The organism is Pseudomonas sp. LAMO17WK12:I5 (assembly GCF_900215165.1).
GTDB lineage: Bacteria > Pseudomonadota > Gammaproteobacteria > Pseudomonadales > Pseudomonadaceae > Aquipseudomonas > Aquipseudomonas putida_A.
In genome coordinates this window covers 52,479-66,630 of the sequence record NZ_OBDS01000009.1, presented here as the reverse complement: position 1 = coordinate 66,630, position 14,152 = coordinate 52,479, and the positions used below count along the sequence as shown (strand labels likewise).

Below are 14,152 nucleotides of genomic sequence, written 5' to 3'. Positions count from 1 at the left end.
GCCCGTGAATCTTTGAGAAAGCTCCTTGCAGCCTTGGTAATGATCATTTTGTCGCTTGCCACGGCGCGCCGGGTGACGATTCGCTGGCCAGGCAGCGCCAGCCGCCCTTGGGGTTGAGCAAGCGCTGCGCTGCGTCCAGCAATGTTGAGCGTTTCAGTTGACCCATGGCTGTGTGCAGTTGCGCCAGATAATCCGACGAGTGGCCGGCGAGCTTGGCCTGCCACAGCAACTCGGCGGCGTCTTTGCCGGACAGATGACTCTCATCGAACTGATCCGCGAGTGACTGGCGTTGCTGGTTGAAGTCCTCTTCATCGAGGTTTTCGATCAGCGCAGGAATGCCCTCGAGGAACTGCTGGACATGCCCAAGCAGCTCAACGGGCGCAGTATTCGGCGACTGCACACCGAACAGCAATCCACTCTGGCCATGCATCTGTCGCAAGGCGCTGAATACCGCGTAGCCCAATTGCAATTCGACCCGCAGGCGCTGGTAGAACGGTGTCTGACACAGCTGCGCGAGCAAGCGCCAGGCGGCTTCGTCGGCGATCTCGCGGCTGGCGCTCGGGCAGAACAGCAGCAACGCATGCTCGCTGGACGCGGTGTCGATGTGGCTCCACAGACGTTGCGGGTTGATCGCCGTCGCTGCCGGCAATTGATTGTCCGGTATGCCGGGGATGCGGCTCAGGGCCAGGCCCATGGCCGATTGCGTCTGTGCGTTGAGACCAAGGGCCAGTCCGTCCCAGCGCGAAGTTGTCCACAACTGTTTGACGTCGTTCGACTCGACGGCCGATGACAGACAATATTCAGGCAACGCCTTGAGTAACTGGCGGATCGGTATCAACGGTGTTTCTGCCTCTGCGCTCGCTGAATCGGCGTCAATTTGCGTCAGACATTTCAGCGCGTGTTCGAGGACACTGGGCATCGGCTCCTGCAAGCCCGTCAGTTTCAGCAGCCACTGCGTGCCGGTGGCGCTGAACGCCAACTCGACGCCGGCCTGCCGCGCATCTTCCTGAGTTTCCCGCAGACTGCGTCGCAGCTTGCCTTGCAGATCTGTGCCGGCCGCCGCCTCCGTTTGCCAACGCAGGTAAATCGCGCCGTGATCGCTATGCTCCGGCAGCGCCTGGCTGAATTGCATCGGTGAACGCTCACGCCGACCGCGCGAGCGATCCTGAGCGAAAGTCCGCAACCCACGATGGGCGCTGGTCTGGCCGCGAATCAGGCCGGCATTGGCCAGCGGTTCGTTGCAACCCAGGAAAGGGTTGGCGGCAGGCAGATGCCAATGGTCGCTGAAGTTATCCACAACGCCGATGTCGCGCAGGATCTGTTTGAGCGCAACAACGCCGTTTTCCGACAGACCGTGTTCGCGTTGTTCACTGTCGAGCCGCGCCAGTTGCAGGGCGCTGCTGATTTGCTGCTGACGCTCAAGCAGCCTGGTGTACTCCTCGCGCAGCGCTGCCCAGTCCTGTTGCGCGGCAAAGAAGCTCAACCAGTCCAGCAGTTGTTCACCAATGACGCTCAGAGATTCGGCGGGGGCGGTGAATTGCAGATGCAGCAGCGCTTGCCCGGCGAACTGATACAGCGGCACGGCTTTCAAACTATCCGCGAGGCGGTGTTGCTGCAAATGGGCGAGCAGCCCGCCGGGCTTGGCGCTGTTCAGCCAATGGCAGAGAAACGCCAGCGCTTCGGCGGACGAGTCGGGCAGCGCTTCGAAAGCGAACAACAGATTGCCGCTTCGCTCGCCGACCTGTTGATAACTTTTTACCGCCAATGGCAGCGGCGCTGCTTGCTCGACCTTATCCCCAACCGGCAGCACGGCGGCGAACTGCTGCGCCAGTACGCGCAATTCCTCGATGCTCTGCGGCCCGACCAGGCTCAGCGTCATTTGTCCGGTGCGATAAAACTGCCGGTGGAAATCTTTCAGCGCCTGTTGAAACGCTGGTAACTCAACTTTCAGGCTGTCGCGATTTCCCGCATGAAACCCGCGCAGCGGATGTGTGGCCGGCAATCCCTCGTACAGCGCCAGTTCCTGCTGAGCCGTCGGATCTTGCGACCACGCGACGAATTCCGCGTCCAGCACTTCTCGTTCGCGCAACTGATCGTGCGGATTCATACGCGGCTGGGCGAGCATGTCTGACAGACGCTCAAGCCCGGTACTGAAGGCCGAGGTCGGCAGTTCGAAGAAGAAGTCTGTGGTGCGTTCACGGGTGCTTGCATTCACTTGGCCACCGTGACTTTGCACGTAGGCCATCAGCGCCTGACTCGCAGGAAAACGCTCAGTGCCGAGAAACAGCAAATGCTCAAGAAAATGCGCCAGTCCCGGCCACTTGAGTGGCACGTCATGGCTACCGGCTGCCACCCGCAACGCAGCGGCACTGCGCTTCAAGCCGGGCACCTGACGCAGGGTCACGCGCAAGCCGTTTGGCAGGGTTTCAGTGTGGGGGCGGGGGTGAGTCGGCGCAGGCATGGGCACTTCCAGAACAGTGAAGTGCCAATGCTAGCGGATTGGGTGGGGTCAGCGCTTGTTCAACGCGTGGTAAAGCTCGGGACGACGGTCGTTGAGGTAGCGATTGGCGGCGCGGGAATCTGCCATCAACTGTCGATCCAGCTCACCGACGATCAATGCTTCATCGAGTCCGGCCTGGGCGATACGGCTGCCGTCCGGCGCGGCGATGCTGCTTTGTCCGCAATAGTGGATCTCGCCTTCCTGCCCGCAATAATTGGCGTACGCCACGTAACACTGGTTTTCGAAGGCACGGGAACGCACGGTAACGTCAGCGACGAAATCGAACGGAATCATGTTTGCCGTCGGCACCAGAATCAGCTCGGCACCGGCCAGCGCCAGACGCCGCGCGTTCTCGGGAAACTCCAGGTCGTAGCAGATCAGGAAACCGAGCTTCCAGCCGTTGAGCTCGACCACCGGAAAATCATCTTCGCCGGGGCTGAACATCGAACGATCCAGGTCGCCGAACAGATGGGTCTTGCGGTAGTTGCACAGGCGCTCGCCGTGCGCGTCAATCAACTGCACGGCGTTGTAGATCTGCCCATCGGCCGTGCGCTCGGGGTACCCGTAAGCAATTGCCAGCCCGGCGGCTTTGGCGATTCGACCGATCTGTTGCGCCCATTCGCCGTTGTAGACCTCGGCCAAGGTGCTGACCGCTTCCTTGCCGATGTTGTAGCCGGTCAGAAACATTTCCGGCAGCACCAGCAGGTCGGCACCCTTGGCCTCCATCGCCAGTTGCTGCAGGCGATGCAGGTTGGCGGCGGGGTCCAGGGGCAGCGGTGGGCATTGGTAAAGGGCTACACGCATCGGGGAATCCTCTTACTCGGGCAGGGCGATAGGGCCGATGTCTTTGAACACATCACCCGGGCCCGGGTTCTCTTTATGTGTCGAACCGCCGAAATGCTTCATGATCCCCCACACGGCGTTGAGCGACGTCTGCACCGCGCCTTCGACCCACGCCGGGGTCCACGATACGTCGTCACCGGCGATGAAAATCCCCCGTTGCTCGGCTGGCATCTCGTCCTGCATGAAGTGCGCGTACATGCGCTGGTTGTAGCGATAGTGGCCGGGCAGGGCGCCTTTGAATGCGCCGAGGAAGTACGGGTCGGCTTCCCACGACACGGTGATCGGATCGCCGATGATCCGCGCGGCGATATCGACTTTCGGGTAGATCTTCTTCAGCGCGTTCAACGCCAGCTCTACGCGTTTTTCCACCGGGTGCGGCAGCATCTTCAGCGCGTCGCTCATCCACGAGTAGGACAGGCAGATCACTCCCGGCTTGTCGTCACCGTTGTCGAACAGATAGGTGCCGCGGGTCAGGCGATCGGTGAGGGTCATGCTCATCAGATCGCGACCGGTTTCCGGGTCCTTGTCCTTCCAGAATGGCCGGTCGACCATGACGAAGGTCTTCGACGACTGCATGTAGCGCGTGCGATCCAGCGCCATCCACATCTTCTGCGAGAACAGGGTTTCGTCGCATTCGATCTGCGTGGTCAGCAGCCAGCTCTGGCAGGTGGTCAGCACGGCGGCGTATTCGCGGGTGTCGCCGTTGTTGTCGGTGACGGCGAAACGGCCGTCCGGCGCGTGAGCGATTTTCTTCACGCCGGAACGCGGCGCGCCACGGTGCAGGGATTTCAGGCTGGTGCCTTCCGGCCAGTGCACGCAGCGCTCCGGCACATGCCGCCAGATGCCTTGCGGCACTTGTTCCACACCGCCAACCACCAGATGCTGGTGATCGTCGCAGTTGGTCATCACCACGCGGAAGATTTCCAGCATCGAATTGGGGAAGTCCGAGTCCCAGCCGCCAGTGCCGAAACCGACCTGACCGAACACTTCGCGGTGATGAAACGAGAGTTTGGCGAAGGCTTTGGAAGTGGCAACGAAATCGTAGAACGTGCGGTCGTCCCACAGCGGAACGAGTTTGTTCCAGAGTTCTTTGAGGCGTGGTACGTCGCGCTCACGGATCGCTTGCTGGATATCAGCGAACTGCGAGCCAGCCTCCAGCGCATCCGCCCAGGCGTCAGCCACTTCCTGGAACAGTGCAGGAAGATCCTTCAGGCTTTGTGCGTAATGGGTTTTGCCTTCCAGATCGATCACGGTGCTGCCGGAGGCCGGTGTCAGCGGGTTCGGGAAAGGTTTGGTCTCGAGACCGAGCTTGTCGACGTAGTGATAAAACGCAGTTGAGGACACCGGGAAACGCATGCCACCCAGTTCCGCGACGATGCCGTCGGTGCCGTTGAACGCTTGCGAACGCAGGCGGCCACCCAGTTTCGAGGCCTCGTACACCACTGGTTTCAAGCCGAGCTTCATCAGTTCGTAGGCGGCCACCAGACCCGCGATACCCGCGCCGACAATCGCCACTTCAGCGCCGTGATGGTGTTCAGGAATGCTGCCGAGACCGGCCGGGTGTTCGATCCAGTCGTCGAAGGCGAACGGAAAGTCCGGGCCGAAAATGGTGACGGGTTTCTTACCGTCTGCAGGATGGCGATTGTTCTTGTTCATGGCTGACCTTGCTGGCGACCCGACGCAGGATGCGCGTCTGAGTATAGGAAAAGATGCCAGCCATTCTAGGGAGCGTAGAACACGTTAATAAGACGCAAAGTATCGTCGTTTTGCCAGTTAACTGATCAATATGACGATTACTGACTTCACTCCGACCAAATGTAGGAGTGAGCCTGCTCGCGATGAGGCAATCAAGCTCACCAGCGCTCAAACCGGCTGCCCCCGATCAATCTTGCTGCTCAAAATGATCGAGGTCGTGGTCTTCTCCACCCCATCCACACTGCCAATCTGATCCAGCAACTGATCGAGCTGCTCCGGCGAATCTGTGCGCAGCCACGCCACATAATCAAATTCGCCACTCACCGCACACAACTGCTGCACCTGCGCCATCGCGCTCAACCGGCGCAATACCTCTTTGCCGGAACGCGGCTGCACCTTTATCCCGACATACGCCTGCAACCCGCCATCGACCACGCGCTGCCCCAAACGTACGCCATAACCGGTGATCACCTTGGCCCTCTCCAGCCGCGCCAACCGCGAAGTCACGGTGGTGCGCGCAATTCCCAACTGCCGGGCAAGCATGGCCACGCTTTCGCGGGCGTTGATTTGCAGGGCGGCGATCAGCTGGCGGTCGATTTCGTCGAGGGCGTGTGGGCGGGTGTCGGGCAACGGTGTGGCTCCATGACTGTCGAGGGCGGATGAGTTTGCATGTTACAGGCACTATCTGCGACACGCTGCTGGCGATGACTGGGCACGTCACTTATGCGTGGAGGCAATTGTTGCGCCAAAACAAACATCAACCGATCGCCCAAGAAAAAGCCGCGCATGTAGCGCGGCTTTCAAATGTGGTGGGCCCACACGGACTTGAACCGTGGACCAAAGGATTATGAGTCCTCTGCTCTAACCAACTGAGCTATAGGCCCTCAGTAGGCCGCGGATTATAGCGACGGTTTGGCGGCTGTGCTATCCGAATAATCCGATACGGTTACACGAAGAAACGTTGCGGCGAATTCTTCCGGGGGCAGCGGCAGGCTGACGATGTAGCCCTGGATCTGTTCGCAACCTTCGGCGGCGAGGAATTGTTGCTGGGCCTGGGTCTCGACGCCTTCGGCGATCACGGTGAATTGCATGCTCCGGCCCAGAGCGATGATCGCGCGAACAATCGCCGCGTCGTGCGGGTCATCGGGCAGTCCGCGAACAAAGGACTGGTCGATCTTGAGGATGTCCAGCGGCAGGCGTTTGAGGTAGCTGAGCGAAGAATAACCGGTGCCGAAGTCGTCGATCGCCAGTTGTACGCCCAAGTGTTTGAGCTGGTGCAGCACCGCCAAGGCCTCCTCGGCCTGGCTCATGATGAAGTTTTCGGTAATTTCCAGTTGCAGTAAATCCGGCTGCAGACGGTTGTCCCTGAGCAGTTGTTCGATGCGTCCGAGCAGATTCGGCTGGCGTAGTTGCGCACCGGCGAGGTTGACTGACAGCGGGCCGAGGCTGTCGTAGATCTGGCTCCACTCGAACATCTGCCGGCAGGCGGTCTCGAGCACCCAATCGCCGATCTGCAGGATCATGCCGTTCTCTTCGGCCAGTGGAATGAAGTGCTCCGGCGGCACTTCGCCGAAGGTCGGGTGACGCCAGCGGATCAGTGCTTCGGCACCGACCAGGCGATGGTCGTCGAGGCTGATTTTCGGTTGGTAGTAGAGGAACAACTCTTCGCGCTCGATGGCCCGGCGCAGTTCGTGCTCCAGTGCCACGCGCTCGCTGGCCTGGGCAGTGAGGTCGCGAGTGTAGCTTTCGACGCGGTTGCGGCCCTTGGCCTTGGAGCGGTACATCGCCGCGTCGGCGTTTTTCACCAAGGTGGCGACATCGCAGCCATCCCGTGGATAGAGGCTGGTGCCGATGCTGGCGCTGATGAAGAACTCGTGCTCACCGGCCTGAAACGGTGCGCCAAAGCAGTTGAGCAGTTTGAATGCGATGTTGTCGGCATCGCTGGCTTGTTGCAGACCCGGCAGCAGAATGATGAATTCATCACCGCCCAGTCGTGCGACGGTGTCGATATCACGCAGTTGTTCTTTCAAACGCACGGCAATGCCTTTGAGCAGCAGATCGCCAACCGGGTGGCCGAGGCTGTCGTTGATGTGTTTGAAGCGGTCGAGATCGAGGAACAGCACCGCGCCCTGACCACCGTTTTCCTGCTGACTGTTCAGCGCGGTGAGCAGGCGACTTTCGAACAGGGTGCGATTCGGCAGGCCGGTGAGCGGGTCGTGGTGCGCCTGATAATCGAGCTTGGCTTGTGCGTGTTTGAGGCTGGAGATATCGGCGAACACCGCGACGAAGTGGGTGATGAACTTGTCGCGGTTGCGTACGGCGCTGATGGTCAGCCAGCTCGGATACAACTCGCCGTTCTTGCGCCGGTTGGAAATCTCGCCCTGCCAGTGTCCCTCAGCAGTCAACTGGTGCCACATTGCCGCATAAAACGCACTGTCGTGCAGCCCCGAGGCGAGCAGACGCGGGGTGTGGCCGAGGGCTTCGCTTTCGCTGTAGCCGGTGATTTCGGTGAACGCACGGTTCACCGCGCTGATGTGCTGCTGGGTGTCGGTGATCAACACGCCTTCGGCGGTGCTCTCGAATACGGTGGCCGCCTGCTGCAGTTTTTCCTGCATCAAATGGCGCTCGGTGATGTCCCGGGCGATGGTCAACATGCAATCTTCTTCGCCGATCGGCAGCGGACGGCTGGAGACTTCGCACAGTCGGATCTGCCCGTCGCTGCGGCGGATATGGCAGGTGAAATCGCGTACGAAGCCGTCGCGGTGCAGCAGGTCGAGCATCTGCTTGCGTTCGTTGAGATTGACCCAGATCCCCAGGTCCAGCGCCGAGCGATCCACCGACATCGCGCTGTTGAACCCGGTGATGCGGCTGAAGCCCTCGTTGACCTCCAGCAGCAAGCCATCGCTCTGACGCGACAGCAGCAAGCCGTCCGGCGAGGCGTGAAAGGCTTTGGCGAACTTCTCTTCGGAGGTTTGCAGTTGCTGCTGGGTTTCCTTGAGCTGGGTGATGTCGCGCACGACCACCACCAGCGCCGGAGTGGTGTCGAGGTCGAAGGGCTCGGCGGAGATCAGACCGGTGAACACCTGGCCATTGTTGCGGCGAAAGGGCATCTCCAGGTTGCGGATACTGCCGGCCTGCAAGCGCTGTAACAGCCCGGGCCCGACCCCGGGGATGCCCCAGATGTTGAGTTCGGTGGCGGTCTGGCCGACGACGTCCTTGGCCTTGAGGCCGATCTGCTCTTCAAAGGCTTCGTTGACCTCCAGCAGACAGCCGTCGGACAACCGCGCGATCACGAGGATATCCGGGCATTGCTGGAACACCGACGCGAACTTCTGCTCCGAAAGCCGCAGCGCCTCCTCAGTGCGCTTGGTTTCGCTGATGTCGATCATCAGCCCGCGCATCACAGGCTCGTGGCCATGTTCAATCAGACTGACAATGTCACGCACCCACAGGCAGCGCCCGTCAGCGGTGATCACCCGATAGTCGAGGGTGTGATCGCGTCCGTCGCGTACCGCCTCATCGCAAATGGCCTGGGCGCGGGTCAGGTCGGCGGGGTGAATGATGTTGCGCCAGAAGCCCGGAATCAGCCAGTGCGCCTGTGGATAACCGAGCAGATCTTCGGCATGGGGCGACACATAGCTGTAGGTGAAGTCGCTCATGCGCGCTTCCCAGGCGATGGCCGAAAGGCTCTCGACCAATCCGCGGTAATGATATTCGCTGCTGCGCAATTCCTGTTCTAGGTCGACGCGGCGGGCGATTTCCGAACTCAAGCGGCGATTGATGCGAATGACCACCGCCAGAATGCTGACCAGCAGCAACAGGCCCGGAAGGCCATAGATCAGAAGATCCGACCAGAATGTCCGATGGTCCAGAACATTACCGACCCAATGTTCCTGAATGCTGCTGATTTCCTCGGGGCTCATGTCCGCCAGGACTTTGTCCAGAATACCCACCAGCATTTTGTTGTCGCGGGGTACGCCCATTGCCAGCTGATAGCGATACGGGGTTTCGCCGCTGACGTATAAACCGTCGAGCTTGAGCTGGCGCAGACTCCAGACGCTGGAGGCAAGGTCGCCGACCACGGCGTCTACCTCATCGGTAGCCAGAGCCTGCAAGGCCGAGCTGACATTGGGCATGGCCACCAGATTCAGGTCGGGATGGTGGGTGCGCAGAAGTTCGTGGGGGGCGTAGTTCTCCACCACGGCGATCTTCAGACCGTACAGGTCCTCGATTTTGCGCGGCTGAGCGCCGCCGATGTGGGCGAGGATCACGATCGGGAAATCGAGGTAGGGGCGGGTAAACGACAGATAGTTCTGGCGCTCCGGCGTGGACATGATCCCTGGCAGCAGGTCGATCTTGCCGGTTTTCACCTGCGCCAGCACTTCGGTCCAGCTTGATGGCTCGACCGGATTGAGTTTGATCGACAGGCGCTGGCGGATCACGTCGATATAGTCGGCGGCCAGGCCTTGATAGCGATTTTGTTCATCGCGGAACTCGAACGGCGGCCACGATGCATCGACACCCAGGCGCAAGTCCGGGTGAGCCGCCAGCCAGCTACGTTCTTCATCGGTCAGAGTCAGCGCGTCAGCCGTTGCGGTCCAGATCATCAGTGACAGCAAGAAAAGCACGGGCGCCAGTCTGGGCATAACCGTCTCGTTATGGCACGGGATTCATTGTTTCGAGTGTAGACGGGGTATGCCGGGGAGGGGCGGTGCGAGGGATTTAATCTGCCGCATAAACAAAACCCCCGGCCTGGGCCGGGGGTTCTGGTATCACTCGTCGAGGAAGGAGCGCAGATGCTCGCTTCGCGTCGGGTGGCGCAGCTTGCGCAGCGCCTTGGCTTCGATCTGACGGATCCGCTCACGCGTTACGTCAAACTGTTTGCCCACTTCTTCGAGTGTGTGGTCGGTGTTCATGTCGATACCGAAGCGCATGCGCAGAACCTTGGCTTCACGGGCAGTGAGGCCGGACAGCACTTCGCGAGTCGCTTCTTTCAGGCTTTCAACGGTTGCAACATCGATTGGCGACTGCATGGTCGAGTCTTCGATGAAGTCACCCAGATGAGAGTCTTCGTCATCACCGATCGGGGTTTCCATGGAGATCGGCTCTTTAGCGATCTTCAATACCTTGCGGATCTTGTCCTCAGGCATTTCCATGCGTTCGCCCAGCTCTTCCGGGGTCGGTTCGCGACCCATTTCCTGCAGCATCTGGCGGGAAATGCGGTTGAGCTTGTTGATCGTCTCGATCATGTGCACCGGAATACGGATGGTGCGGGCCTGGTCGGCGATCGAGCGAGTGATCGCCTGACGGATCCACCAGGTGGCATAAGTCGAGAATTTGTAACCACGACGGTATTCGAACTTGTCCACCGCTTTCATCAGACCGATGTTGCCTTCCTGGATCAGATCGAGGAATTGCAGGCCGCGGTTGGTGTACTTCTTGGCGATCGAGATCACCAGACGCAAGTTGGCTTCAACCATCTCTTTCTTCGCGCGGCGGGCCTTGGCCTCACCGATCGACATGCGACGGTTGATGTCCTTGATTTCAGCGATGGTCAGGCCGGTCTCGGTTTCCAGCGCGATCAGTTTCTGCTGGCAACGGATGATGTCCGGCTGGACGCGACCAATGGCTTCGGCGTATTTGCTCTTGCCTTTGGCCAGGGCGTCGGACCAGCTTTCGTCGACTTCATTGCCCGGGAACTGACGCAGGAAATCGGCGCGTGGCATACGTGCATCACGTACACACAGCTGCATGATCGCGCGCTCTTGCTGACGCAGACGATCCAGGGCGCTGCGAACACGCTCGACCAGGGCTTCGAATTGCTTCGGCACCAGTTTGATCGGCATGAACAGCTCGGCCAGGGCCAGCAACTCGGCAATCGCTGCCTTGTTGTGACGACCGTGCTTTTTCAAGGCCTTGCGGGTGATTTCCATCTGATCGGACACAGCGCCAAAACGCTGGGCCGCGATGACCGGATCCGGACCGCTTTCGGCTTCTTCTTCGTCATCCGAAGATTCGGCGTCATCGTCGTCGGTATCGTCGTCAGCCTTGGCGGCTTTCGCGTCGATCGGCGGTGGCACTTCGGCGGCCGGCGGCGCAATGCCGTCGTCCGGGTCGATGTAACCGCTCAGAACGTCGGACAGGCGACCACCCTCGGTGGTGACGCGAGTGTACTCGGAGAGAATGTGGTCAACCGTGCCAGGGAAGTGCGCGATCGCGCTCATCACTTCACGGATGCCTTCTTCGATACGTTTGGCGATTTCGATTTCGCCTTCACGAGTCAGAAGCTCGACCGTACCCATTTCACGCATGTACATGCGCACCGGGTCAGTGGTGCGACCGATATCGGTCTCCACCGCTGCCAACGCAGCGGCTGCTTCTTCCGCAGCGGCCTCGTCGGTATCGGCGTCGGCCAACATAAGGGCGTCCGCATCCGGAGCACTCTCGTGTACGGGGATCCCCATGTCGTTAATCATGCGGATGATGTCTTCCACCTGCTCCGGATCTGAAATATCCTCGGGCAGGTGGTCGTTGACCTCGGCGTAAGTCAGATACTTCTGCTCACGACCCAGTTTGATCAACTCAATAATACGAGACTGCTGTTGCGCTTTTCCGGACATAACACCCTATCCACTGAAGGTCTTGGCGGGCAAAAAACAAGCCGAGGATTATACCTGAGCTATGACCTCACGCGCCAGTTGAGGTCGGGTTTGATGCGGAAACATTGCGACTTAAAAGGTCGCGCAGTTGATTTTTCTCTTCGGCGCTCAGTTCGCTTTGACGCGCTTTCCTGAGCAACTGTTCCAGATTTCGCTCGCGTTGGCGGGCTGACAAGCTAGTAATGGTGTCGAAAAACTGTTGTTCAAGGTTTTCTCCGTCAATCAGCCACTCCTTTTCCGCCAGCGCTTTCAACAAGCGACCCTGTTCAGTGCCGTGCCATCGCGCGATCAACTGAAATGAGTTTAGCTTGGGATTCTTCTGTACGGCTTCGAGCAGCGCCACAAGCAACTGTGCGTTGGTCTGATTTTCGTCCGCAATGTGCCCGGCGTCCTCGACGCGCTCGGCCAGTTGCGGGTGATGCAGCAATGTTCGCAGGGCGGTCAGGGTTGGCGATTCGACGCCAATCGGCGTGCGCGGGCGTTGTTGATCGCGATCGCCGCCACGCTTGCCGTTCTTGTCCCAGGGTTTCTTGTCCCATTTCTTGCCGCCGGCGCCGGGTTTCTTCGGCGTCCACTCCTGCTGCGGCACATACATGTCTTGTGCCTGCGGCTGATGGTAGTCGCTGTAATCCGGCATTGCGTCGTAATCGATGCCCGGATCGTAGGCGGGCGGCGCTTCCTGGGGCGCGCTTTGCGCAAGCTGGCTGACGGTTTCGCTGCTCAGGCCGGTAATTTCGGTCAGGCGCTGGCGCATCAGGATACGCAGGTTGGCGCCCGGCACTTTGTCGATCAGCGGCGCGGCAAGGGTGGCCATGTGGGCCTTGCCTTCGAGCGAGCGTGGATCGGCTTCCTCGGTCAGTTGCTGGAAGAAATAATCGGCCAGCGGTTGCGCATGTTGGTTGATTCGGGCCTTGAAGGCATCAGTGCCTTCGGCGCGAACCAGGGTGTCCGGGTCTTCGCCTTCGGGCAGAAACAGAAAGCGCGCGCGGCGCCCGTCCTGCAGGCACGGCAATGTTGCTTCCAGTGCGCGCCAGGCGGCGTTGCGGCCGGCCTGGTCACCGTCGAAGCAGAACAAAACGTTCGGCACTACCCGAAACAGACGCTTGAGGTGTTCTTCGCTGGTTGCAGTGCCCAGGGTCGCGACGGCATTGCGCAAACCTTGCTGGGCGAGGGCGATGACGTCCATGTAACCCTCGACGACGATGATTTCGTCGAGGTTGCGGTTGTTCTTGCGTGCTTCATAGAGGCCGTAGAGCTCCTGGCCTTTATGAAATACCGGGGTTTCCGGCGAGTTCAGGTATTTCGGCTTGTCGTCGCCGAGTACCCGGCCACCGAAAGCGATGATGCGGCCGCGGGTATCACGAATCGGGAACATCACGCGATCGCGGAAGCGGTCATAGCGTTTGCCGGTTTCGGCGTTCTCGATCAGCAGGCCGGCGTCGATCATGGCCTTCTGCTGCAAAGTGTCGCTGCTCAAATGCTTGAACAAGTTGTCCCAGCCCGGCGGCGCGAAGCCGAGACCGAAGTCCCGGGCGATCTCGCCGGTCAGTCCGCGGCCCTTGAGATAATCCACCGCAGCCTTGCGCGCCGGATGACTCTTGAGCGCCTGGCGGTAGAAATCGGCGGCGGCGGTGAGCAGCGGGTACAGCGGCGAATCGGTTGGCTGCCGCGGTTTGTGCGGGCGGCCACTTTCTTCGCGGGGGATTTCCATGCCGGCGGCTTTAGCCAGGTCCTCAACCGCCTGGGGAAAATCCAGGTTGTCGTGGTCCATGAGAAAGCCGAGGGCGTTGCCACCGGCGCCGCAACCGAAGCAGTAATAGAACTGCTTGTCCGGGCTGACGCTGAACGATGGGGTTTTCTCTTTATGGAACGGGCAGCAGGCGGTGTAGTTCTTGCCGGCCTTTTTCAGTTGCACGCGCGAGCTGACCACGTCGACGATGTCGGTGCGGTTCAGGAGGTCGTCAATAAAGCTCTGGGGAATCAGCCCGGCCATGGCGTTCTCGTCTGCGCTGTAATGAGTCCGATGCGAAGGGCGGCCGGACGCAGGTCTTGAGTAAGGCGCACAAAGTGGGCGGCTCGACCGGGTTCGGTTGCGTGATCGCTGTCGGGAAGTGTATCTGCCGAAAAACCACTGACGTTAGTACTCATCAGTTTTCGACTATTTGAAAGTGTTGCGCTGAATCCGCTGACGGCCGATAAATGGCCCCGGATAGCTCAATAAAACGGGCACGCATGCAGGTGCCTTGGGCTGATCGTCGTAAGAGGAATCAGTGGGTGTGCTCGTCAGTAGCCTTGAAAGGCTCGTCAGAAAAGACGTGCACCGCTGGCAAAAGAGCCAGGTCTGACGCGTGAAGCAGATTTGTCTCGGTCGCGTGTGCGGCTTCGACGGTGAAGCATCAAGCGTTTTACGCAAATGCCATTAGCCCGGCTGAGGGCCGGGCTTAGGCAAGAAGCT

The 14,152-nt window shown here is 60.1% G+C and carries 7 protein-coding genes and 1 tRNA gene; all 8 read right to left on the bottom strand.

The features are described from left to right. Positions 1 to 43: 43 nt before the first annotated feature. Complete coding sequence (pqqF, locus tag CRO59_RS17065; RefSeq protein ID WP_097089113.1) at positions 44 to 2,461, bottom strand: pyrroloquinoline quinone biosynthesis protein PqqF; 2,418 nt, start codon at positions 2,459 to 2,461, stop codon at positions 44 to 46. A gap of 48 nt (positions 2,462 to 2,509) precedes the next feature. Beyond that, a complete protein-coding gene (locus tag CRO59_RS17060; RefSeq protein ID WP_097089115.1) occupies positions 2,510 to 3,304 on the bottom strand; it encodes a carbon-nitrogen hydrolase family protein in 795 nt (264 codons plus the stop codon). Between the two features lie 12 nt (positions 3,305 to 3,316). Next, complete coding sequence (locus CRO59_RS17055; protein WP_097089118.1) at positions 3,317 to 4,999, bottom strand: NAD(P)/FAD-dependent oxidoreductase; 1,683 nt, start codon at positions 4,997 to 4,999, stop codon at positions 3,317 to 3,319. Positions 5,000 to 5,206: 207 nt separating this feature from the next. Next, complete coding sequence (locus tag CRO59_RS17050) at positions 5,207 to 5,668, bottom strand: Lrp/AsnC family transcriptional regulator (protein ID WP_097089120.1); 462 nt, start codon at positions 5,666 to 5,668, stop codon at positions 5,207 to 5,209. Between the two features lie 177 nt (positions 5,669 to 5,845). Continuing rightward, a tRNA-Ile gene (locus tag CRO59_RS17045) sits at positions 5,846 to 5,922 on the bottom strand. A 15-nt stretch (positions 5,923 to 5,937) separates the two neighbouring features. Next, complete coding sequence (locus CRO59_RS17040) at positions 5,938 to 9,684, bottom strand: bifunctional diguanylate cyclase/phosphodiesterase (protein ID WP_027610708.1); 3,747 nt, start codon at positions 9,682 to 9,684, stop codon at positions 5,938 to 5,940. 126 nt (positions 9,685 to 9,810) lie between these two features. After that, positions 9,811 to 11,658: an RNA polymerase sigma factor RpoD gene (gene rpoD / locus CRO59_RS17035; protein WP_027610709.1), complete on the bottom strand. Its 1,848-nt coding sequence runs from the start codon at positions 11,656 to 11,658 to the stop codon at positions 9,811 to 9,813. Between the two features lie 67 nt (positions 11,659 to 11,725). Further along, complete coding sequence (dnaG, locus tag CRO59_RS17030; protein ID WP_007966496.1) at positions 11,726 to 13,690, bottom strand: DNA primase; 1,965 nt, start codon at positions 13,688 to 13,690, stop codon at positions 11,726 to 11,728. Positions 13,691 to 14,152 lie beyond the last annotated feature (462 nt).